The 23394-nt window shown below is 47.1% G+C and carries 23 protein-coding genes and 1 riboswitch; of the genes, 14 read left to right on the forward strand and 9 right to left on the reverse strand.

What is annotated here, in order from left to right:
- Positions 1 to 342 precede the first annotated feature (342 nt).
- Positions 343 to 1584 (forward strand): MFS transporter, encoded by a 1242-nt coding sequence (locus JK154_RS05990; protein ID WP_211991597.1) that lies wholly within the window; start codon positions 343 to 345, stop codon positions 1582 to 1584.
- A gap of 1148 nt (positions 1585 to 2732) precedes the next feature.
- Here the strand turns inward: JK154_RS05990 and metG are convergent.
- Positions 2733 to 4769: a methionine--tRNA ligase gene (metG, locus tag JK154_RS05995; RefSeq protein ID WP_211991598.1), complete on the reverse strand. Its 2037-nt coding sequence runs from the start codon at positions 4767 to 4769 to the stop codon at positions 2733 to 2735.
- A gap of 162 nt (positions 4770 to 4931) precedes the next feature.
- On the opposite strand from metG, the gene apbC reads away from it, so the two are divergent.
- Both apbC and JK154_RS06005 read left to right on the forward strand, forming a co-directional pair.
- The gene (gene apbC / locus JK154_RS06000) at positions 4932 to 6044 is read left to right on the forward strand and encodes an iron-sulfur cluster carrier protein ApbC (protein ID WP_211991599.1); all 1113 of its coding nucleotides are present in this window, start codon (positions 4932 to 4934) and stop codon (positions 6042 to 6044) included.
- Positions 6045 to 6183: 139 nt separating this feature from the next.
- Complete coding sequence (locus JK154_RS06005; RefSeq protein ID WP_211991600.1) at positions 6184 to 6657, forward strand: DUF1456 family protein; 474 nt, start codon at positions 6184 to 6186, stop codon at positions 6655 to 6657.
- Between the two features lie 43 nt (positions 6658 to 6700).
- Here the strand turns inward: JK154_RS06005 and JK154_RS17805 are convergent, their stop codons facing one another.
- Positions 6701 to 6829: a hypothetical protein gene (locus tag JK154_RS17805; RefSeq protein WP_283093661.1), complete on the reverse strand. Its 129-nt coding sequence runs from the start codon at positions 6827 to 6829 to the stop codon at positions 6701 to 6703.
- Between the two features lie 691 nt (positions 6830 to 7520).
- Between JK154_RS17805 and dgoR the strand changes: the two genes are divergently transcribed.
- The 6 genes from dgoR to JK154_RS06035 all read left to right on the forward strand — a co-directional run bounded on the left by dgoR (position 7521) and on the right by JK154_RS06035 (position 13209).
- Positions 7521 to 8210, forward strand: coding sequence for a D-galactonate utilization transcriptional regulator DgoR (gene dgoR / locus JK154_RS06010; protein ID WP_211991601.1), 690 nt, complete (start codon positions 7521 to 7523; stop codon positions 8208 to 8210).
- Positions 8207 to 9082, forward strand: coding sequence for a 2-dehydro-3-deoxygalactonokinase (locus JK154_RS06015; RefSeq protein ID WP_211991602.1), 876 nt, complete (start codon positions 8207 to 8209; stop codon positions 9080 to 9082). The genes dgoR and JK154_RS06015 overlap by 4 nt, the downstream gene beginning before the upstream one ends.
- The gene (locus JK154_RS06020) at positions 9066 to 9683 is read left to right on the forward strand and encodes a 2-dehydro-3-deoxy-6-phosphogalactonate aldolase (protein ID WP_211991603.1); all 618 of its coding nucleotides are present in this window, start codon (positions 9066 to 9068) and stop codon (positions 9681 to 9683) included. Before JK154_RS06015 ends, JK154_RS06020 begins: the two co-directional genes overlap by 17 nt.
- Positions 9680 to 10828 carry a galactonate dehydratase gene (gene dgoD / locus JK154_RS06025; protein WP_211991604.1) on the forward strand — a complete coding sequence of 383 codons (1149 nt, stop codon included), beginning with the start codon at positions 9680 to 9682 and terminating at the stop codon, positions 10826 to 10828. Before JK154_RS06020 ends, dgoD begins: the two co-directional genes overlap by 4 nt.
- Positions 10829 to 10942: 114 nt before the next feature.
- Positions 10943 to 12250, forward strand: coding sequence for an MFS transporter (locus tag JK154_RS06030; protein WP_211991605.1), 1308 nt, complete (start codon positions 10943 to 10945; stop codon positions 12248 to 12250).
- 14 nt (positions 12251 to 12264) lie between these two features.
- Entirely contained in the window at positions 12265 to 13209 is a 945-nt protein-coding gene (locus tag JK154_RS06035; RefSeq protein ID WP_211991606.1) for a 2-hydroxyacid dehydrogenase, read from the forward strand.
- A 147-nt stretch (positions 13210 to 13356) separates the two neighbouring features.
- On the opposite strand, the gene JK154_RS06040 is transcribed toward JK154_RS06035, so the two are convergent.
- Entirely contained in the window at positions 13357 to 13698 is a 342-nt protein-coding gene (locus tag JK154_RS06040) for a hypothetical protein (protein ID WP_211991607.1), read from the reverse strand.
- A gap of 354 nt (positions 13699 to 14052) precedes the next feature.
- Here JK154_RS06040 and JK154_RS06045 point away from each other — a divergent pair, with 354 nt between their 5' ends.
- Positions 14053 to 14655, forward strand: a complete 603-nt coding sequence (locus tag JK154_RS06045) for a hypothetical protein (protein ID WP_211991608.1) — start codon at positions 14053 to 14055, stop codon at positions 14653 to 14655.
- On the opposite strand, the gene JK154_RS06050 is transcribed toward JK154_RS06045, so the two are convergent.
- On the reverse strand, positions 14639 to 15505 hold the full coding sequence (locus tag JK154_RS06050; RefSeq protein ID WP_211991609.1) for a hypothetical protein: 867 nt from the start codon (positions 15503 to 15505) through the stop codon (positions 14639 to 14641). The genes JK154_RS06045 and JK154_RS06050 overlap by 17 nt on opposite strands.
- Before the next feature lie 187 nt (positions 15506 to 15692).
- Here JK154_RS06050 and JK154_RS06055 point away from each other — a divergent pair, with 187 nt between their 5' ends.
- The 4 genes from JK154_RS06055 (at position 15693) to thiD (ending at position 19720) form a co-directional block, all read left to right on the forward strand.
- Positions 15693 to 15881, forward strand: coding sequence for a hypothetical protein (locus tag JK154_RS06055; protein WP_211991610.1), 189 nt, complete (start codon positions 15693 to 15695; stop codon positions 15879 to 15881).
- Positions 15882 to 16157: 276 nt separating this feature from the next.
- Entirely contained in the window at positions 16158 to 17495 is a 1338-nt protein-coding gene (locus JK154_RS06060; RefSeq protein WP_211991611.1) for a GGDEF domain-containing protein, read from the forward strand.
- Positions 17496 to 18018: 523 nt separating this feature from the next.
- A riboswitch (TPP riboswitch) is annotated at positions 18019 to 18116 on the forward strand.
- A 36-nt stretch (positions 18117 to 18152) separates the two neighbouring features.
- Positions 18153 to 18923 carry a hydroxyethylthiazole kinase gene (thiM, locus tag JK154_RS06065; RefSeq protein WP_211991612.1) on the forward strand — a complete coding sequence of 257 codons (771 nt, stop codon included), beginning with the start codon at positions 18153 to 18155 and terminating at the stop codon, positions 18921 to 18923.
- Positions 18920 to 19720, forward strand: coding sequence for a bifunctional hydroxymethylpyrimidine kinase/phosphomethylpyrimidine kinase (gene thiD, locus JK154_RS06070; RefSeq protein WP_211991613.1), 801 nt, complete (start codon positions 18920 to 18922; stop codon positions 19718 to 19720). Before thiM ends, thiD begins: the two co-directional genes overlap by 4 nt.
- A 19-nt stretch (positions 19721 to 19739) precedes the next feature.
- Here the strand turns inward: thiD and JK154_RS06075 are convergent, their stop codons facing one another.
- The 5 genes from JK154_RS06075 to JK154_RS06095 are packed head-to-tail and all read right to left on the reverse strand — an operon-like array spanning position 19740 to position 23151.
- The gene (locus JK154_RS06075; RefSeq protein ID WP_211991614.1) at positions 19740 to 20570 is read right to left on the reverse strand and encodes an ABC transporter ATP-binding protein; all 831 of its coding nucleotides are present in this window, start codon (positions 20568 to 20570) and stop codon (positions 19740 to 19742) included.
- Complete coding sequence (locus JK154_RS06080; RefSeq protein ID WP_211991615.1) at positions 20554 to 21399, reverse strand: energy-coupling factor ABC transporter ATP-binding protein; 846 nt, start codon at positions 21397 to 21399, stop codon at positions 20554 to 20556. The genes JK154_RS06075 and JK154_RS06080 overlap by 17 nt, the downstream gene beginning before the upstream one ends.
- Positions 21390 to 22094: an energy-coupling factor transporter transmembrane component T gene (locus JK154_RS06085; protein ID WP_211991616.1), complete on the reverse strand. Its 705-nt coding sequence runs from the start codon at positions 22092 to 22094 to the stop codon at positions 21390 to 21392. Before JK154_RS06085 ends, JK154_RS06080 begins: the two co-directional genes overlap by 10 nt.
- A gap of 2 nt (positions 22095 to 22096) precedes the next feature.
- Entirely contained in the window at positions 22097 to 22675 is a 579-nt protein-coding gene (locus JK154_RS06090; RefSeq protein ID WP_349291097.1) for an ECF transporter S component, read from the reverse strand.
- Between the two features lie 35 nt (positions 22676 to 22710).
- The gene (locus JK154_RS06095; RefSeq protein WP_211991618.1) at positions 22711 to 23151 is read right to left on the reverse strand and encodes a PPC domain-containing DNA-binding protein; all 441 of its coding nucleotides are present in this window, start codon (positions 23149 to 23151) and stop codon (positions 22711 to 22713) included.
- Positions 23152 to 23394 lie beyond the last annotated feature (243 nt).

The following is a 23394-nucleotide window of genomic DNA, read 5'->3' on the forward strand; positions in this document are numbered from 1 at the left end:
CTTATTTCCAGTTGTTTCAATGTCGTGATGCCTCAAACGTTATGCTTAAACGACAACACGCAGGTGGAGGAGAGTAGAATATTCGTCGTAGATTAAGAAATCTTTAACGGAAATGAGTTATTATCCTCCCCTGACCGATAGACTGTTTTTTTACTGAAATTGACTGTATCCGTCGTGCTTCAAGTCGTGGGTGTTGCCTTTGTCGGGTGTGCCGACGCAGTGAGTCGGCCTCTTATCATCGTCACATGGACTCTGTGTCTATGAGTGACTCGAATGATTGGGGTTATATAATCTGTGCGGGGCGCTTGAAAGCGCTGCGCATGCTTACCTTCTGAGTTTTTAATGCAAAATAATAAGACAACTAACAAATCGTTAGGGCGTCAGGCATTGCTGTTCCCTCTTTGCCTGGTTCTGTATGAATTTTCTACCTATATTGCCAACGATATGATCCAGCCGGGTATGCTGGCGGTGGTCGAACAATATCAGGCCGGTATTGAGTGGGTTCCTACCTCAATGACCGCCTATCTGGCAGGAGGCATGTTTTTACAGTGGTTGCTGGGCCCATTATCAGATCGTACAGGCCGGCGTCCTGTAATGCTAGTAGGTGTGGCCTGGTTTATCATCACCTGCATGGCGACCCTCCTGGCCCAGAATATTGAACAGTTTACCTTGCTACGTTTTCTGCAGGGGATAAGCCTGTGCTTTATTGGGGCCGTGGGATATGCCGCCATTCAGGAATCCTTTGAAGAGTCAGTCTGTATTAAAATCACCGCGTTAATGGCGAATGTCGCCCTGATAGCACCATTGCTGGGTCCTCTTGTTGGTGCGGTGTGGGTGCATGTCGCCCCATGGGAAACGATGTTTGTCATGTTTGCATTACTGGGGGGAATCGCATTTTTCGGTTTACATAAATCGATGCCTGAAACCGCCACCCGTATTGGCGAGACGCTCTCATTTACCAGCCTGTGGCATGACTACAAACAGGTCCTCAAGAATGTTCGCTTTATTGCGGGCTCACTCGGGCTGGGTTTTGTGAGTCTCCCCCTGCTGACCTGGATTGCTCAGTCACCGGTGATTATTATGAATGGGGAACAGATGAGCACCTATGAGTATGGGCTACTGCAAGTTCCTATTTTTGGTGCGTTGATCCTTGGTAACCTGGTGCTGGCAAAACTGACTGCACGTCGTACCGTGCGTAGCCTGGTTATTATGGGGGGCTGGTGGATTGTTCCTGGGCTGATATTGGCCGCGACGGCGACGTTAATTTCACCTCATGCGTATCTTTGGATGACGGCCGGTTTAAGCATCTATGCTTTTGGTATTGGTATTGCAAACGCAGGGCTGGTACGTTTGACCCTGTTTTCAAGCGAAGTAAGTAAAGGCACGGTATCGGCAGCCATGGGAATGCTTCAGATGCTTATTTTTACTGTCGGTATTGAAGTGAGTAAGCATACCTACTCCCTGGCTGGAACAGGATTTTTTAATCTTGTAAACCTGATCGGGGGGCTTTTCTGGCTGGGATTAATGTTTATCTTTTTTAAAGATAAACGCGCCGGACAGGCTACGGGGGCTGCGGTACCTTAACCCTCTGCCAGGGAAAAGCATCCGTTGCCTGCCATCGGATGCTGACATAACTCGTTAGCCGGTATCACGTTTCCTTCCTGAGCCAGCGTTAGCCATTGTTATAAATATATCGCCTGGCGTGCCACGACTTCCCGGTGCTGGAACGAATCAATGATTTAATATAGCGGCTGGCTATATATGATGATATTTTTTTATCAAATATGTTTTTCGCATCTGATAATTTTGGAGACAGCATGTCATGTTTTTTTCTTAAAGAAGACACGACTGTTCTTGAAAAAGGTAATGTGCCGATAATTTTACTGTTAATGTAGTGACCGAGCCCCGGGCAAGCTAACGTCACTGAACCCAGGGCGGCTGACGGAAACTTGAGGAAACTCAATGTTTATTAACATGTTATCATAATTATTTAACGCCCTGTCTGCATGAGTTAACACATCCATCCCCTCAATAATGAGGGCATCATTCTTCGGGGAATTGCAATTCTCACAAATATGATAAATATGTTTTTTTAATTTATCAATGCAAGCGAACCCTGCCAGGGCGATAATAAATAAGGGATTGTGAAACTCGGAAATATTATGGCCGCATTCATTTTGTAAGGCATAATTCTTATAGTTATGATGCGGTTCCCTGTTGTTATTATGGCAGGAAACATCCAGTGAAGATATTGTGACCCGGCATCCTTCCTCTAAGGCAATATTTACTATTTTTTTTGCTAATGCTTCATTCCCCCGCCTTCACAGTAAGGATTAATGAACACGATATCTCTGCCGCGGGCACTTTCTAATGATAACGTTGATGGCAGCGTTTTTGGGCAAGGGGGGATAACAGCGCTTGAAGAAGTATTAAAGCCTGTATTCATTTCTAATTAATTCCCAAATTAACTTGATTACCTGACATAGACATCACTAAATACGATTTGTTTTTTATGAATAGTGCCATAAAGGTTTACTGCATGGCGTAGCGTTAATCATTGGTTAGTTGTATTAAGCTGATGAATCCAGAGGCAGGGGAATCAATGGGAAAGAACAGAGAACGACAGTAGATGTAGCATGATTACTGACGGAAGCGGGACTAATAAAAAAGGGAAAACAGCAATAGTTTTCCCTTTTTTAGCCTTCCTCAGAACCCAACGTCCTGAGTCTGTTTTATTTTACTGACATGCCTGGTTTAGCACCGCTATCAGGGCTTAACAGGAAGATATCAGAACCGCCAGGACCAGCGGCCATGACCATACCTTCTGAAAGTCCAAAACGCATTTTGCGTGGTGCCAGGTTAGCAACCATTACGGTTAAACGATCTTTTAAGACGGCAGGATCAGGATAAGCGGCACGAATACCCGAGAAGACATTCCGTTTTTCACCACCCAAGTCCAGAGTCAGACGCAGCAACTTATCGGAGCCTTCAACAAACTCGGCATTTTCAATAAGCGCGATACGTAAATCAACTTTTGCGAAATCGTCAAAGCTGATCGTTTCCTGAAGCGGATCATCCGCCAGCGGGCCACTGATCAGAGACTGGTTGAGTGCTTTGACTTCCTCTTTAGAGGCTTCAACCAGGGCTTCAATCTGTTTAAGGTCAATACGGTTGTACAACGCCTTAAAGTTATTCACTTTATGGTTAACCAACGGGTTATAGATACCTTCCCACTGGAGCTCGGTATTGAGGAATGCTTCTGCCCGCTCGCTCAGTGAGGGCAGCACAGGCTTAAGGTAGGTCATGAGTACCCGGAATAAATTGATACCCATGGAGCAGATAGCCTGAAGTTTGGCATCTTCACCTTCTTGTTTGGCAACCACCCAAGGGGCCTGCTCATCCACATAGCGATTAGCACTATCAGCCAGGGCCATGATTTCACGAATAGCACGACCGAATTCACGTAATTCCCAGGCTTCCCCAATACTCTGGGCAGCATCAGTAAAGGTTTTATACAGCTCAGGGTCAGCGATTTCAGCTGCCAGCTGGCCGTCAAAACGTTTGGCAATAAAGCCCGCATTACGGGAAGCAAGGTTAACCACTTTATTAACGATATCGCTATTAACGCGCTGGACGAAATCTTCGAGATTCAGGTCAATATCATCAATATTCGGGGTCAGTTTCGCGGCGTAATAATAACGCAGGCTGTCAGCATCCAAATGCTTTAACCACGTACTGGCCTTAATAAAGGTGCCGCGCGATTTAGACATCTTCGCACCATTGACTGTCACATAACCGTGAACGAACAGATTGGTCGGTTTACGGAATTGACTGCCTTCCAGCATGGCAGGCCAGAACAGACTGTGAAAATAGACGATATCTTTACCAATAAAGTGGTACAGCTCGGTATCAGAATCTTTTTTCCAGTACTCTTCAAAACTGGTGGTATCACCACGTTTATCGCACAGGTTTTTAAATGACCCCATATAGCCGATAGGCGCATCCAGCCAGACATAAAAGTATTTACCTGGTGCGTCAGGAATTTCAAAGCCAAAGTAAGGCGCATCACGGGAGATATCCCACTGTTGCAAACCTGACTCGAACCACTCCTGCATTTTGTTCGCGACTTGCTCTTGCAGCGCGCCGCTGCGTGTCCATGCTTTGAGCATTTCGGTGAAGGCAGGCAGGTCAAAGAAAAAATGCTCGGAGTCACGCATGACAGGTGTTGCGCCAGAAACGACCGATTTCGGTTCAATCAGTTCTGTCGGGCTGTAGGTGGCACCACAGATTTCACAGTTATCGCCGTATTGATCCGGTGCTTTACACTTCGGACAGGTACCTTTTACAAAGCGGTCAGGCAGAAACATACCTTTTTCCGGGTCATAAAGCTGAGAAATGGTCCGTTTCTTAATGAAGCCATTCTCTTTCAGGCGGCCATAAATAAGTTCCGATAACTGGCGGTTTTCTTCACTGTGGGTGGAGTGATAGTTATCGTAGCTGATATTAAAGCCAGCAAAATCGGTTTGATGTTCCTGGCTCATTTCGGCAATCATCTGCTCAGGAGTGATACCTGACTGCTGTGCTTTCAGCATGATTGGCGTACCGTGGGCGTCGTCGGCACAGATGAAATTTACCTGGTGGCCGCGCATTCGTTGGTAACGGACCCAGACATCAGCCTGAATATGCTCCAGCATGTGACCGAGGTGGATTGAGCCGTTAGCGTACGGCAGTGCGCACGTTACCAATATTTTTTTCGCGGTTTGAGCCATAGTCGGAATTGCATCTTCTGATTAGAAAAGGGATTTCGATATTACCGGATTGAGGATTGTTTAGTAAGCCCAAAACCTGGAATATCGGAATATGAATTACCACCGCGCTTTCTGATATGATTAGCACACTGCAATGTTTGATAAAAATCATAAGGAGTTGGGATGAGTTCACAATCCCCAGCCAGCGCGTTACCAGAACAGATCACGGCAATGGTCGCCGGGATACTGGCTAATTTTCAGCATCCGACTTTAAAACATAATCTTACTGCATTAAAAGCATTACACCATGTTGCGGTGCTGGACGACACCCTGCACATTGAACTGCAAATGCCCTTTGCCTGGAAGAGCGGTTTTGAGGCGCTACAAAGCGCGTGCGGCCCGGATTTGCTACGTATTACCGGTGCCAAAGCGCTGGAGTGGAAACTCCATCACAATATTGCCACTCTGAAGCGAGTTAAAAATCAGCCGGGCATCAATGGGGTAAAAAATATTGTTGCTATCAGCTCCGGTAAAGGCGGGGTAGGTAAGTCGAGCACGGCGGTTAATATGGCTCTGGCACTGGCAGCTGAAGGGGCAAAAGTAGGTATCCTTGATGCGGATATTTATGGCCCATCGATTCCTAATATGCTGGGTACAGAACAACAGCGTCCCAGTTCGCCCGATGGTAAACACATGGCACCGATCCAGGCCTACGGTCTGGCAACTAACTCCATTGGTTATTTAGTGACGGATGAGAACGCCATGGTATGGCGTGGCCCTATGGCCAGTAAAGCACTGATGCAGATGCTTCAGGAAACGCTATGGCCAGACCTGGATTACTTGGTGATTGATATGCCTCCCGGTACCGGTGATATTCAGCTGACCCTGGCGCAAAATATTCCTGTGACTGGCGCCGTGGTGGTAACCACCCCCCAGGATATTGCACTGATTGATGCCAAAAAAGGCATTGTGATGTTTGAAAAGGTTGAGGTTCCCGTGCTCGGTATTGTAGAAAATATGAGCATGCATGTTTGCAGCCAGTGTGGCCACCATGAGCCCATTTTTGGTACCGGTGGTGCAGAAAAACTGGCGCAGCAGTACCATACCCAGCTGCTGGGGCAAATGCCGCTCCATATCACCCTGAGGGAAGACCTGGATGCTGGCAAACCCACCGTGGTGAGCCGTCCGGAAAGCGAGTTTTCAGCGTTATATCGCCAGCTGGCAGGCCGCGTTGCGGCGAGCCTGTACTGGAACGGTGAAGTTATTCCGGCGGATATTGCTTTCCGCGCGGTCTGAATTGATTCAAAAGAGCAGTGGGGTGGTGTGCTCCCCGCTGTTCAGCTTCTTTTACCGACAATAAAAAATCAGGTAGTTTTTATTACAATACCGCTGTACCTCTATATACTTCCCGTTTTTAATGCCGAGATTTTGCTCCATGCTGAATAATGATGTCTTACGTAACGTGCGCTACATGCTGAACTTGAATAACGAACAAATGGTTGCCATCCTGGCCTTAACTGGTACTGAGGTATTACCCGCACAGATAGCCACATGGGTCAAGAAAGAGGACGAAGAGGGGTTCAGCAACTGTCCGGATATTGTTATGGCGCAATTTCTTAATGGCCTTATTTATTTCCGCCGTGGCAAAGATGAGAGTAAACCTGAGCCTAAGATTGAACGTAAAATAACCAATAATATTGTGCTTAAAAAATTGCGTATTGCCTTTGAGCTTAAATCAGACGATGTGCTGGATATTTTAACCGAACAAACGTTTCGCATTTCTATGCCGGAAATAACCGCCATGATGCGTAATCCGGATCATAAAAATTACCGTGAATGTGGCGACCAGTTCCTGCGTTATTTCTTACGAGGCTTAACACAACGTATTAAACCGTCTAAGCCAGAGTAGCCAGAAGAATACCGTAACGCCCGTGACCAGGGGACCGTGTTACTCAAGTGAAAGAGGCGAGCGTTTCCTGCCACCCTGAGACGCGTTTATCTTCAAATGCCTGCTGAACTTCAGCGGGCATTTTGCCCTCCAGCGGCGGATGGATTCGCTGTGTATTGTCGATTTCTGCCAACGCGCCAACCTTTTTTCTTGCCTGCCTGCTATTTTCTGGCTTAACCCGGCATGACTTTCACAAGAGCGGCAAAAATTGCGCTTTTACTTCTGCTTCAGCACGTTGCTGTTCACGTTCTTTCAGACATTGTTCGGGGCAAGAGGCATTTGGCGCATACTGACCCCAGATTGTCTTGCCGAAGGTGCTGGCTGGAGTAAATGCGTCAACGCTATTCAGGATGCCGCCATTGTTGAAAAGAGGGGGAAGCGACGTTCCTCCCTCTGTTTTACTGCTGACTGAAAATCAATAAATCGATCGCTCTGGCTTTGTGTTCGGGGCGCGGTTTAGCCAGTGATGACATCAGGCTGCTGCTCACCCTCAAAGGGGCAGTACGATGATCAATAAGCCAGTTTGTTGAACAGTTGCATAATGAATTACCCCATTTTTTATAACTATATCAATTAGATAACCATGATAACGGCACAAGGGGCTCTCTTCAGTAAACGGGGGCAGGCATGCCACTATTCGTCTTATTTTTCTCTGAAAGAGTCAGAACTGTTTTGTGATCCAGATCGTAGTACAATCATTATAGATTGTACTACAATGTTTCAAGCGATATGGATAAAGCCCTGTTGCTTGTACTACAAAAGTGGAGGCGGTTCAGGTGTTAATGATAAAGTTGAGCAGTAAATATCATGCCTGAGGATGACATATGACTCTCAATAAAACGGACCGGATCGTTATTACACTGGGTAAGCAAATAGTGAGTGGTAAGTATTTACCTAACTCAGCATTACCGGCAGAAACTGATTTATGTGAAGAGTTTTCAACGTCACGAAATATTATTCGTGAAGTCTTTCGATCCTTGATGGCAAAACGCTTAATCATGGTGAAGAAATATTATGGTGCCTATGTCACACAAAAGAATCAGTGGAATTACCTTGATAGTGACGTGCTGCAATGGGTTCTGGAAGGTGATGATGACCCGGCTTTGATTAATGCCATGAGTGAGGTCCGAAATCTGGTCGAGCCTGCGATTGCTCGCTGGGCTGCGGAGCGGGCGACATCAAGCAATCTGGCTGAAATTGAAGCTGCGCTCAACGATATGATTGCGAACAATCAGGACAGGGTTGCTTTTAATGAAGCGGATATACGTTATCACGAAGCAGTACTGAATTCAGTTAATAACCCGGTACTGCAACAGCTTAATGTTGCAATCAGCTCACTTCAGCTTGCTGTTTTTGAAAGAACCTGGCGCGGTGATGAAGGCAATATGCCGAAAACACTCGAAGAGCATAAAGCCCTGTTTGATGCGATTCGGCATCAAGATGGTGATGCGGCAGAGAAAGCGGCGCTTAATATGATTGCGAGCTCAACACGAAGGCTTAAGGAAATAATATGACAACACGCTATATCGTCATTGACTGGGGATCGACAAATCTGCGCGCCTGGCTTTATCAAAATGATGAATGCCTCGGGAGCCGATTTTCAGAAGCAGGAGTGACCAGGCTCAATGGTCGTTCCCCAAAAACGGTACTAGCTGAAGTATTAGGAAACTGGTGGGACAGTGACACGCTTATCGTGATGGCGGGCATGATTGGGAGCAATGTGGGTTGGAAAGTTGCACCTTATCTTCCTGTGCCGACACATTTATCCGCCATTAGTGAGCAGCTGTTGCCTGTCGCACACAATATCTGGATTGTACCGGGGTTATCTGTATCCCGGGGTGATAATCATAACGTCATACGCGGTGAAGAAACCCAGCTCATGGGAGCACATGCCATTTCTCCGTCTTCGGTGTATGTCATGCCCGGGACTCACTGCAAGTGGGTACGGGTCTGCGGGGATCAGATCACAGATTTTCGGACGGTGATGACGGGTGAATTGCACTATTTGCTTCTGCAACACTCGCTAATTGGCGCAGGCTTGCCGGAGCAAGAACATTGTGCAGAGGCCTATAAAGCCGGCCTGGAACATGGGTTTTCAACCCCAGCCATTCTTCCCAAATTGTTTGAAGTCCGAGCTTCACACGTTTTGGGTGCATTACCACGTGAACATGTCAGTGAGTTTTTATCAGGTCTGTTAATTGGTTCAGAGGTTCTTTCCATGAGTGATTACTTGACTGACGAACCGATAACTATCGTTGCTGGGGATTCTCTGTCACATCGTTATCAACAAGCGTTTAACGAAATAGGGCGTAAATCTTCAGTGGTTTCCGGAGATGTAGCATTTCAAACAGGTATAAGGAGTATTGCAGATGCAATGGCAAACTAAACTTCCTCTTATTGCTATTTTACGAGGTATTACCCCGAAAGAGGCCGTCGCACATGTTGGTGCGATTATCGAGGCGGGTTTTGACGCAATAGAGATCCCACTTAACTCACCAGAGTGGGAAAAAAGTATTCCTTTAATTATTCAGGCATATGGTGATAAAGCACTGATTGGTGCCGGGACAGTGCTTAAAGCCGAACAAGTCGATCAGCTCGCTGATATGGGATGCAAACTGATTGTGACCCCGAATATACAACCTGAGGTTATTCGTCGGGCGGTAAGTTTTGGAATGACGGTCTGCCCGGGGTGTGCAACTGCAAGTGAGGCATTTACCGCATTAGATGCGGGAGCACAATCGCTAAAAATATTTCCTTCCTCAACCTTTGGGCCTGATTACATCAAAGCACTCAAGGCAGTGCTCCCACCTGATGTGCCTGTTTTTGCCGTTGGTGGCGTGACACCTGAAAATCTGCATGAGTGGATAAAAGCAGGGTGCGTAGGGGCCGGACTGGGGGGCGACCTTTATCGTGCGGGCCAATCTATTGAGCGAACTGCAACACAAGCGGCCAGATTTACTAAAGCGTACCAAGAGGCAATGCAATGAAAATTACCAAACTGACTACTTATCGTTTACCGCCCCGCTGGATGTTTCTAAAAATAGAAACCGATGAAGGTGTGGTTGGCTGGGGTGAGCCTGTTATCGAAGGTCGCGCACGTACAGTAGAAGCCGCAGTGCATGAACTGGGGGACTATCTCATTGGGCAGGATCCCGCGCGTATTAATGATTTATGGCAAGTCATGTACCGTGCTGGTTTCTATCGTGGAGGCCCGATCTTGATGAGTGCTATTGCTGGTATCGATCAGGCATTGTGGGATATTAAAGGTAAAGTATTAAATGCCCCAGTCTGGCAGCTGATGGGTGGACTCGTACGGGATAGAATTAAAGCCTACAGCTGGGTGGGCGGTGACCGTCCTGCAGATGTTATTAATGGCATGAAAAAATTAAAGAGTATTGGTTTTGATACTTTCAAACTCAATGGCTGTGAAGAAATGGGGATCATCGACAATTTCCATAAAGTAGATGCAGCCGTTGATGTTGTTGCCCAAATCAGAGAAGAGTTTGGTCATAATATTGAGTTTGGTCTGGATTTTCATGGTCGGGTCAGTGCGCCGATGGCCAAAATATTAATTAAAGAATTAGAACAATATCGCCCATTATTTATTGAAGAGCCGGTGTTAGCTGAACAGGCAGAATATTATCCACGCCTGGCAGCACAAACCTCAATACCATTAGCTGCTGGTGAACGCATGTTCTCGCGCTTTGAATTTAAACGCGTGCTGGATGCCGGTGGTCTGGCAATTTTACAACCTGACTTATCTCATGCCGGTGGCCTGACCGAATGCTACAAAATAGCCGGTATGGCTGAAGCATACGATGTGTCATTAGCACCGCATTGCCCACTGGGCCCTATTGCCTTAGCCGCCTGTTTGCATATCGACTTTGTGTCACATAATGCGGTATTCCAGGAGCAAAGCATGGGTATCCATTATAATCAGGGTGCAGAATTACTTGATTTTGTTAAAAATAAAGATGACTTTAATATGGAAGGAGGATATTTCAAACCATTAATGAAACCTGGTTTGGGTGTTGAAATAGATGAAGATAAAGTCATTGAACTCAGCAAAAAAGCACCTGACTGGCGTAATCCAGTATGGCGTCTGGCTGATGGTGCTGTGGCTGAATGGTAATATTCAATTAAATACTGATAAATCAATATTAATTAATTTTTAGTTTTATCTCTGTTTTTCTCTTGTGAATTACATATGTCATATATTAAATGTTATGTGATGAGGTAATAAATTATGAGCATTGCCCTCTATACTTCTACGCTAAAAAAATTAAATATTAAAATACTGCCTTTCGCGATCATTGGTTATTTTATTGCGAATCTTGATAAAACAAATATTTCTATCGCAGCATTACAAATGAATGCTGATTTGGGGCTGACAGCAAGCATGTATGGCCTTGGGGTAGGGATGTTTTATATTTCTTATATTATTTTCGAGATCCCAAGTAATATTATAATGACCCGGGTTGGGGCACGAATCTGGATTGCAAGGATAATGATAACCTGGGGCCTGGTGAGCGCGGGGATGTCATTAGTCCAGACACCGACTCAGCTGTATGTCATGCGCTTCCTTCTCGGTATGGCGGAAGCGGGATTTACCCCAGGCATCATTTATTATATTTCATGCTGGTTTCCAAAGAGTAACCGCGCACGAGCCATGTCATTCTTCTATATGGGGTCGGTACTGGCATCGGTCATCGGTTTGCCGTTATCGGGTTCTATTTTAGACATGCATGGCATTGCGAACATTGCCGGCTGGCGCTGGATGTTTGGCCTGGAAGGCCTCCCGGCGGTTATCCTGGGTATCGTTGTATTATGGAAATTACCTTCCAGCCCGGAGAAAGCGCATTGGTTGTCTGAACCGGAGAAAAAATGGCTGGTATCCACCTTACAACAAGATAATCAAGGTGCTGTATTAACGAAAAATCATTCATGGCTCAGTTCATTTAAAAATAAAGTCGTACTGATCCTTAGCCTGGTCTGGTTCTTACAAGCTTTTGGCTCCATAGGTATTACATTATTTTTACCACTGATTATTAAGAGCATGGCCAGCGAGCAAAGTAATTTTGTTATTAGTTTACTCTCCGCAGTGCCATTTATATTTGCGTGCCTGTTTATGTATCTCAATGGCCGCCATTCCGATCTGACTAAGGAACGCTCATTACATTTAGGATTACCACTTATCCTCGCCGGGGTCTCATTAGCCCTTGCGATATACAGCAATAATCTGTTGATCTCATATATTCTTTTAGTTCTTACTGTTGGCTTTAATTTCGCGCTGACCCCTATTTTCTGGGCTGTCACAACAGAAAAACTGGCAGGTGTTGCGGCAGCGGCTTCGATTGCCTTTATTAACACCATAGCAAATTTTGTCGGGCTGGGATTGCCACCGATTCTAGGAAAAATTAAAGATCTCACCAACAGCTATCACTATGGCTTGCTTATTGTCGCAATAGCTCTTGTTCTTGGCGGACTAATTGGCATAGCCGTGGCTCGTACGAAAAAAACAACATCAATAAACAGTTCTGATTTCTCATCTTAAAAGAAGACAAATATATGAAAACTAAGATTCTCAAACAGGCATCATTACCCGATCAGCTCACTGAAAAACTTGAACTGTTATATGATATCTGTGAGTACGATACGCTTTCAGCAGAAACGTTTGCAGCACTGGCGAAAGAATTTACTGTTATGATCACTAATGGTGAAGCGGTTGTGACCCGTGAGCTTATTGAAAGCCTGCCTTCACTAGAGATGATTGCGGTATTTGGTGTGGGTTATGACGGTGTGGATACTGCTGCCGCGGCGGATAACCATGTTGCGGTCAGCCATACTCCTGGCGTCTTAACTGATGATGTGGCTGATTTAGCTGTCGGCCTGATGCTGGCGACATCCCGGCAGATTGTTGGCGCCCAGAAATTTATTGAGGCTGGTGGCTGGAAACAAGGTGGTTTCCCCTGGACGCGTAAAGTGTCAGGCTCACGGCTGGGCATTATCGGCATGGGGCGGATAGGCAAGGCCATTGCCCAACGCTGTGAAGGTTTTTCGATGAAAATCTCCTACAGTGACCGTATTGAAATCCCCGGGGTGGACTATCCTTGGGTGGAAGATATCTGTGCCCTGGCAGCACAAAGTGATTTCTTAATGGTGTGTACACCAGGTACCTCAGAAAATAAAGCGCTGATTGATGGGCCCGTACTCAAAGCACTGGGATCCGATGGGGTATTGATCAATATCTCTCGCGGCAGTGTTGTCAACGAAGCCGCCCTGGTTGAAGCATTAACACAGGGGGTTATTGCCGGGGCTGGCCTGGACGTATTCTGCGATGAACCGAATGTGCCCGTGGCATTGTTGCATCATAATAATGTGGTTGTGACACCTCACATGGCCAGCGCCACCTGGTCAACAAGGACGGCAATGTCACAGTTGGTTTTGGATAACGTCGCGAGCTGGGCGGAAAATAAAACACTGGTGACCCCCATCCCAGAGATGAGCCAGTAGCCTTATTGATTTTTAGAATAATTCAAGTTGCAATCTGCAACTTGAATTATATCTGATGCAGTAATTTATTTTATAAGCTATTTAAGAATGGTAATAGTCGTCCGAATAATACTCACGAATGCTTTATTCGTTTAGACATGACGGGTGTCAGCACACTTTATTTCTATTTCTGATATACGTAGGTATCTGAAAGTCAGTTTCAGATACAACTTTTTCATAAGATGTTACTTCATTTATCAGGGGCGTTAAATAGCAAGCCCTCATTCTGCACATATCACCACAATTAATGCCAGGGCCAATGGTATCCATTTTTGTTGTGGCTTCAACACGCCATATATCATGGTACTCTTCACAATACTTGTTGATCACATAGTCAGTTGACTGCACATGACCTTCAAAATCTATTAACTTAACAATTTTACCATTATTTTCAGGGAACTTCGGGTTACCAGATATTATTGCATACTGACCTTTAACTAAGCCATTCATGATCCTCTCCTAAAAAATAGCCACCCGTGGTGAGCCAGCCTGAAAAAACATCCTATATCAATAAACTGTAGTAAAACAAGAGGTTATCTCTGCCTTTCAATGTCTGTGAATATTTTCAACTATAATTCATTGAATCATATGGGATTTATATGAAATCGTTTCATGTTGAGGCTGTGAAATGAACCGCAATAACATTCCTGTTTTCTATTTTGACATTCGATTATGAAAATCTGACATAATAATTAAAGAATACCGTGCTCCATGGCGGCAGGTGTTTAAGTAGAGAATGACATAATAAATTTGATTTTTATATCTAATTGATATATTTTCAAAAAAAAGAAAAGGACAGACAGTATGCCTAAATATATTGGAATGACAGATCACGCGCAACTGCGGCTACACCAGCGTTCTTCTCTTTCTGTTGATGAAATCAATGAACTCATTCATTATAAAATTTATATAACCCTTGGTTCCAAGCCAGGGATACAGAAAGTCCATCTATTGATCTACAGTGTAAAAGATTCTGCATGGTTTGTTATCGTAAAAGATATCATCAATGGTGATATCATTACTTTTCTCACTGAGGAATATCATAATAATTTATTTGAGAAAATTGAGCAGAGTGCTAAAGATGAAATTTATACTTTAACACTGGCATGGCAGTCGAGTATAACTACCCCCGTTAAACGCCCGGCGGTGAATATCAATATAGCCTTAGGGTATGTTGACGCCTCCGGGTACAGGAAAGTAAAAAAAATATATGCTATTCCGTATTCTGAGCTCACCACCCGGAAAGAAAATTTTTTTGAGTCATCAGAGTATCATGATCTTAAAAAAAGGGTACTGAATGGTGTTCAAAGCGGGAACATTGGCAATATATCAGTAGGCAAAGGCATTGAACCACTTTTTTTAAAAATTTCTTTCAGTAAAAGTGACTTTGTTATTGTTGAACTGTAGCCTGCCTTTTATGCAACTCAGTGCAGGTACTGCATGGGGTAAAACCAAGTGCATCAAGTATACTGCTTGAGTAGGCGTGATCGCTGGTTTTATTGATTTTTGTTATTTTTTGAAAAATGTCACCTTTCACTCTCTCTTTTGCCCCATGCCATTCATCAATGATGATATATTCATCACGAGTCATTTTATTGGCTTTTAAAAATTCCCCCCGCAAGTGTGATGCTCTACCGAATTTTTGGATTGTTTTCTTGTTATTATTATATAATTCAAGTGCCATAGAAAAGCTCTGGCTACAGGGGTCATTCTCAGACTCCAGTATGTTTAACATGTCTTGAGTATAAGCTTTGCCACTATTTTTATAATGCATTTTTTCAATGTTCTTGATACTGACGCCAAATGCCACACTGGCCTTAAAGTAAAAAACATCAGGCTTCTCATTAAAAAGAGACATGTTATCAAGAAAGAATCTTCTGTAATCTTCAATCCTGTTTTCAGGAATTTCATTTGGAATAACGAAATTTTGATAATCTGATACTAACTTGGGGCAGTTATCATAATAGTGATAGGTTTTTTTATTATGTATGAAAACAAGGCGGGTTCTTTTTTCTACTGTGAGTTGTTTGCTCTTTATTCTGTTTTTTATGCTTTCAGGTGTTTCAGTATTAAGTATTTCATTTACGGAAACGAGTTTGACTAAACTTTCCACCTCGGGATCAGATAAAACATGCAGGGTGGAATATTCACGGACAATATGATTAATGGAGTCGCGCGCACGGGAGGAGGTGTCGTAGTCTATCTCTAATAATCCTGAGATTGCATACAGTGTATTTTTAGTAACAAACACGTCCATTATAGCCCCGAATTCGCGCAAGTCTGTATTGAAAATATACAGACATATAAATTGACATGATTGTATACTCTATTTTACAAATGTAAAAATAATTATTGCGATAGCGTTGCGGAAATACTTTTGAGCCATCTCCATTGTTACGTCCGCTCCCGCTTATTAAAGACCTGCACTGACTCGCGTCTTTCGCATGGCGGGGAATATCTCCGGTGAAAAGCCCCCAGTTTTAACCGGCTCTTTTCAGGGGCCGCCTTGGGGCCAGTACCGGGCGATGCTCCATTCCTGGCTCCGTGACTCAGCCAGAATGATTGGCATGGTATTGCCCATGGTGCTGTCAGCCTGCTTGCCAATCAAATGGTTACTGGAGTTATTGTTATAAACGTTATTCAGCGGTGTTTAAATATACTGTTATCTGTATTTTGGTATGAACATTATTTCTAACAATATCATAAGTCTATTTATCATTATGCTTGTATAGAAAAGGTCTGATGAATATCAGGGATCTGCCAGACAATTTTTTCATTGTATATTCGCTGGTTGCTATACTATCTTCTAACCATTCGTTCAGGGCATTGCTCTGTGTGTTAATGGACGACGGGTCTCTTTCCTGCACGTAAACCGTACTCACACTTATATTCAGGTTTTTAATTTCGCCATGGAATCAAACCCCCGCGCAGCGTTGAGTAATTTTATTGATATCATGCTGGATGCCGTCTTTGCCGTGGATGCCGAGGCTAATATCGTTTATGTGAGTGCCTCATGTGAACGTATTTTTGGTTATACGCCGCAAGAAATGATCGGTAAAAACATGTTTGACATGATGCTGCCTGAAGATCGAGAAATGACGAGAAACTCCGTGGTGGAAGTAATGTCAGGCCATCCCCAGTTTCATTTTGAGAATCGTTACGTCCATAAACACGGGCAAATCGTCAACATTATGTGGTCAGCCCGCTGGTCACCCACTGAGCAGTTGCGTGTGGGCGTTGCCCGGGATATTACCGAACGCAAACGATCAGAATTATTAAAGTCAGCACTGTATTCTATTACTGAAGCTGTCCATTCTACCGAAGATTTACTTGAATTATTTCAGCGTATTCATGAGATCATCCGCACGCTGCTTCCCGCCGATAATTTTTCCGTCATGCTTTACGACGATGAAACGAGTCAGCTCAGTTTCCCTTATCATGTGGATGAATTTATCACGGCACCGGATCCTTTTACGCTGCTCCCCGGCACGCTGTACTCTGAGGTTATTGAGACAGGCCAGCCGCTTTTGTACACACCGGATATGACGGGTGCCCCGCAGGAAGTACGGCAGCTTTCCCATGGCAGGATACCCTCCTGCTGGTTAGGGGTGCCGCTTAAATCCCACAGGGGCACTATTGGTGTCCTTATGATTAAAAGCTACCTTGACGGCGTCGGCTACAAGGAGAAGGATCAGGAATTACTGCAGTTTGTTTCGACGCAGATTGTCACCGCGATTGAGCGCCAGCAAATGCAGGCCCGGTTGCAGCACATGGCGCAGTACGATCAACTCACAGATCTGCCTAACCGGGGCCTATTGTACGACCGGATAGATATCGCGCTCTCTACCGCGCAGCGGGATCAAGGCCAGTTAGCGCTGCTGTATATTGACCTCGACAAGTTTAAACAGGTTAACGATACGCTGGGCCATGGTATTGGGGACTTATTGTTGCAGGAAACCGCCGCACGCCTGGCATCCTGTGTGGGGGAGTCAGATACCGTCTCGCGTATTGGTGGCGATGAATTTGTGATTTTACTACAGAAGTTAACACAGCCAGAGCAGGCGACGGTGGTGGCGGAAAGGGTCCGTGCTGCTTTTCATTTACCCTTTACCCTCAAAGGTAACCGCCTGACGATAGCCCCCAGTCTCGGGATCGGAATTTACCCCCAGCATGGCACCGACAAGCGTCAGTTGCTTGAACATGCAGACAACGACATGTATTTAAACAAGAAGAAACAGCGCACCTGATGGGAAAACCGCGGGCAGATAGTGAGATGATTAAGTGCACCAGCATAGCGTGACTTCAGTGGCGTGCAGAGTATCGTGTAGCTGAACGCTGTCGGGTTTATTTCACGTTGATCGGCATACGATAAAAAATGGTCTCCCTGGTATTATTTTAATGCAGTAGGCTTAATCAGCGTGGTGTGAAAAGATCCCATGAGTAAAGGCGGCCACATGAAGGATATCAGGGCTGCTGACGGCCTGAAGAGAGAAGCAGAAGGGACGCCATCATACTCGGAGACATAATGGATTGGCTGGCCTGCCAGAGACAGCAATTTCACAGCTGGGCATGCCCGGCGATCAGATCAAAACCGAACCAAATCAAATCGCCGGGGGCGGAACACCACGAACACGTGGCTGATGTGTTAACAGTACCTGTAAATCAGCCATGCGCCCCAAAGGGCCACTTTTGCCGTTTACAAGACTTTCCGCTGGCATTATTCTGATCAGGAATTAATGGGAGCCATTAATCCCATTTTTTTAATTTGTAGCAAATGACTCGGGGTGCCCTTCTTCGTTGAAGGCTGAGAAATACCCGTACCACCTGATCTGGATAATGCCAGCGTAGGGAAGTCAGATACCTGCCGGTATCCCTTCTTCACGCCGGACAGGAGCTTTAAAACCATGCAACCTGACCTGCCCGATTTACCCACCTTACAGACTTTCCGCCAGTGCTCGCCTTTGGTGCACTGCATGACAAACGATGTTGTTCAGACGTTCACGGCGAATGTGCTGCTGGCACTGGGAGCCTCGCCGGCCATGATCACCGCCCCGGATGAAGCCCAACAGTTTGCGGCCATTGCTGATGCCCTGTTAATTAATGTTGGTACTTTAACCCTGCGACAGACCGAGGCAATGCAGCGGGGGATTGATGGAGCGCTCGCGGCTGGCACGCCCTGGGTGCTGGATCCGGTTGGCGTAGGGATGCTCAGTCTGCGCAGCGCCTTTTGTCAGCAGATAATCAGCCGCAAACCGGCAGCGATTCGCGGTAATGCTTCGGAGATTATAGCCCTCACAGGGTTGAGTCATGGTGGGCGTGGGGTTGACAGTACGGATAGCCCGGCGAGTGCCCTGCCAGCAGCCCAACAGCTGGCGCTACAGACTGGGGCCATTGTGGTCGTGACCGGGGAGGTGGACTATGTCACTGACGGAGCCCGTACCCTCACGGTGACCGGGGGCTCCGTGTTAATGACAAAGCTTGTCGGGACAGGGTGCGCGTTATCCGCCGTGGTAGCCGCTTGCTGTGCTTTACCTGGTGACCGGCTGGAGAATATCGCCGGGGGATGCAGCATGATGAAACAAGCCGGTGCTTATGCTGCACAACACAGCCGGGGCCTGGGAAGTTTTGCTGTGGCTTTACTGGATGCTCTTTCCATCATGGGGGAGCCTGCATGAAACGAATTAATGCCCTGACTATTGCGGGGACTGACCCCAGTGGTGGGGCTGGCATTCAGGCGGATCTGAAAACGTTTTCTGCCCTTGGGGCCTATGGCACGAGCGTGATAACCGCCCTGGTGGCGCAAAATACGTGCGGTGTACAGTCAGTGTATCGTATTGAGCCTGCCTTTGTTGCAGCGCAGCTGGACTCGGTCTTGAGCGATGTGCGTATTGATACGGTAAAAATAGGGATGCTGGCTGAGGCTGATATTGTTGAAACCGTTGCAGCCCAGCTTGCCCGCTATGGTGTGACAAGTGTGGTTCTGGATACGGTGATGCTGGCAAAAAGTGGCGATCCTCTGCTGGCACCGGAAGCGGTGGACAGCCTGCGGCGGCATCTGTTGCCCCGGGTGTCGCTGATCACGCCCAATTTACCTGAAGCCGCCGCTTTGCTGGATGCCCCCCATGCCACTAACGAGGCTGAGATGAAAGAGCAGGGCAGGGCATTGCTTGCCCTGGGCTGCCAGGCGGTATTGCTCAAAGGGGGGCATTTAACAGACACCGAGAGCCCGGACTGGTTATTTACCCCCACAGGAGAGCAGCGGTTCACCGCCGGGCGTATTGCGACGAAAAACACGCATGGTACTGGGTGTACTCTTTCTGCGGCCCTGGCGGCTTTACGTCCACGCCACAACGACTGGGGCAGTACATTGCAACAGGCCAAGGCCTGGCTTTCCCTCGCACTGGCCCAGGCGGACAGTCTGGAAGTCGGGCAGGGAATCGGCCCGGTGCATCATTTCCACGAGTGGTGGTAATGGGGTGGGCCAGAAAACCTTAAGCCACAGGGATGGTTTGATCTTGCTCCCGTCGTGCCTGTAGCCAGAGTTGTGCCCAGCGATGGGGATCACTTTCCAGAGCCAGGCTCTGTGCTTCACTCAAGGCATAGAGTGTAGGAGCGGGCAGAACTGACGGTGGCTGTAAGGCTGGGGCACGTAATACCTGTTCGGGTGAACCATCGGCAATCAACGTCCCTGCGTCGAGGTGGATCACCCGCGGGAAGTGACGGGCAATAAAATCCAGGTCATGGCTGATGGCGAGAATAGCGGTGCCTGCCGCCCGCTGGGTTTCCAGCCAGTATTCAAAGCGGGATAACCAGTAAGCATCAAAATCACGGCTCGGTTCATCCAGTAGCAGAATCGAGGGAGCCGTGGCACATAAACAGGCTACCGCCACCATGCGCCGCTGCCCCGCGTGTAGATCCAGTGGATGCTGTGTTGCCACATCTTCCAGCCCACAGATCACCAGTGCTTCCTGGGTTCGGCGGGTGACTTCCGAAGACGGAAGTTTTTGACGGCGCAGCCCGAAAGCGACCTCATCAAACACGCTGTTATAGAAAATCTGCCGTTCTGCTTCCTGAAACAGAACCCCAATATGGTTGGCCCGCTGGGGCGCGCTGTAATCTGCAAGATGCTGCCCTTTTAACCGTACTTCACCATTATTGGGTGTCAGCAAGCCTGCGGCCAGGCGTAGCAGTGTTGATTTTCCTGCACCATTATCCCCCACCAGGGCAACCCACTCCCCCGGCGTTAGCTGCAATGACAGGTCTGAAATACAGTTATTACTGGTATGAGGCCAGCGGTAGCTGAGATTATCGAGCTGTAGCATAATGTTCCTTAAACGCGGTGAGTAAAGCCTGATCATCTTTGGGAATTGGGTGTGACCATTCCCCCAGCTCGACGAGTTTACCCAAGGCACGCCAGGCATCCGGGGCGTTAATCGTCCTCAGTGCGGGGACAAAAACATCCTGTAGCGTACCGCTGGCGGTGATTTTGCCATGCTCCAGCAATACGAGTTGCTCACAACAGGTCACCGTCGGTAGCAAGGTGCGTTCAAACAGCACCACAGTGCAGTCCTGGTGGGCACTGTAGTATTTTAATTGTTCCAGTATTCGCTGTGTCATGCTGGGAGTCATACGGCTAAAGGCTTCATCCAGTAGAAGTAACTGGGGGCGCATTGCCAAAGCACTGGCTATCACTACCCGCTGGGCTTCTCCCCCGGACAGGGTAGCAGGATGGCGTAAACGCAATGCCTCACTGTAGGTAAGTTTCAGCGCCAGGTTAACACGTTCGATTATTTCATGGGGGGCTAAACCGAGGTTTTCCGGGCCGAATGCCACTTCCTGCTCCACGCTGAAAGCACACCCTGAGAGCTGTAACTGGGGCGATTGTTGCACCAGCTGACGTTGAGCGGCACAGGCAATCAATGTTCCTTCAGCCAGCCCGGCTCCTTGTACCAGACCTTCGCCAGCCAGTTCACCATGGAGTAATCCACCCAGACCCCCTGTCAGTAACTGGGCCAGTGTTGTTTTACCACTGCCATTACCCCCTAATACTGCCAGCCATTGGCCCGCGGCAAGTTGTATATTTAAAGGCCCCAGTAGTGGGGCTTCTGCCCCCTTCGGCGTAAAGGTTAACTGCTGCAGATTTACCACCACCAGCGTAGCCCCCCCTCAATGAGTATCAGTACCAATAGACCATAGCGTAACGCGCATTGTGTGCGGCTATCCGCAGGGGCATGTAATGTCGTGCGCCGCGGTACTGCCCGAAAGGCTCGCAAATCAAGCGCTGCCCCACGTACCGCAAGTTCACTCAGTGCCTGACCCGCCAGGGGGAGTATCAGTGCTGGCAGCGAGGCAAAACGCTGCCAGACATTACCATCAAGGGGCACTCCCCTGGCAATCTGTGCTTCACGGATATGAGTGAGTTGTTGGCCGAGTTGTTCAACCAACAGGAGCGGGCCTGCCAGTAAATAGGAGAAACTCCCAGGTAACCGGCTGGCAAACAACGCACGAATAAAACGTTCGGTGGAAACAAGCTGGAGCCAGATCTGCGCCCCACTGATGATCACCACTAAGCGTAGCCAGAGCGCCAGAGCATTATTTTGACGGCTGGTATCCAGCGGTGCGCCGGTTATCCAGTGTGCCAGCCAGCCACTGTGAACCATCCATAACCCCAGCGCCATTGGGATCACCAGCCAGGCGACAAAGCGCCAGCGGTAGCGTGCCGGGGACCAGGCAAGCAGGGCGATAAATGACGCCGCACTCAAGGCTGCCAGAGGCCAGCCCAGAGGGAGGAACAGGGAACTGGCACAGACCCATAACCAAATTGTTAATGAGGTAAAGGGGTGCATAACTAGCGTACTCGGGCTATCTGTGGGAAATGGCGCAGTGTACGTTGTGGCAGGCGGCGGATCAGTAACCAGGCAACAATCGCTGAGAGGATTTTATCCACCAGGTTTGTGCCGATAACAGCAAAGGAAACGGACATAAACAGGCCTTCACCGACCGCATGCAGATAGGCAATAAAGAAGTCTGCCCCACTGCCTGATGTACCACCAAACAGATAAATACGAATGGGTACCGCGACCAGGGTTAATACCGCCGTGATGACCACCCCCGACAGGATGACACGTGGTAACGTGCGGAAGAAACCAGCCCGGGCCATTAAACCGGCACTTAAGCCAATCACCATCGCGACGGGGGCAAAAGCAACGGCAATGGGGCCACTTACCAGGCCACTAAGCAGGTTGCTTAATAGGCCGGTTAATAAGCCAATCCATGGGCCTGCTAATAATGCGCTAATAATGGTACCAATTGAGTCGAGAAAAATGGGTAATTTAACAATATCACTCAACTGACTGCCGATAATATTAATCGCTACTGAAATGACTATTAACACCAGGGTACTGCTGGATATTTTTGTTTTCATAATATAGTTAGCTTTATAAAGTTTATTATTAGATTAATTTATCGCGGGGTAACAACTAACTCTTCATAGGTGGACAAGGCACAGGTTTCCCGCTGAAAAGTCACCTGTTCGAGTTCACCAATAACCAGCTCCAGAGTTGTCCTTACGGTACTGCCATCAACCATATGTCCGCCGGTCATCACGCCTTTCTCATCGGACACCGCCAGGTGCAGGTGCTCTCCGTTGGCGTCCAGCGTGCCTATCAATGACACCACCTCAAATTTACCCGTGAGAAAATCGATTCCTTTTTTTCCGGCATAACTTTGCCCTGCATAACGCAACGCAACATTCGTTAAACTTCCTACGCAGCCAGCAATAAAAGCAGCCTGCAAATTGTATTGCTTCACATACTTGCGTAATGCGGGTAACACATCCTCTCCGGGTAATAATCTAATCGCTAAAAAACGCGCGCTGGAAAAAGGCGTAACAGGCTGAGACATTATTTTTCCTTTGATCATTATTAAATAATAAGTTGATACGAGTGTGCCCGTATTATTTGTCTGGTGACAAGAACCAGAGTCCATAAAATATAGCAATTAATTATAAAAACCCCGACCTGTGCGGGGGTAAATAACACCATAAGGCCTGTATTTTTTCTCAGCATGATGCCGCCGGCTGCATTAGCCCGGCAGTTTTCCCATGATGTGCTAGGGTAAATAGAGTCAGTTAAAGGATATCAGAGG

It is taken from the genome of Citrobacter sp. JGM124, assembly GCF_018257795.1.
Taxonomy (GTDB): domain Bacteria; phylum Pseudomonadota; class Gammaproteobacteria; order Enterobacterales; family Enterobacteriaceae; genus JGM124.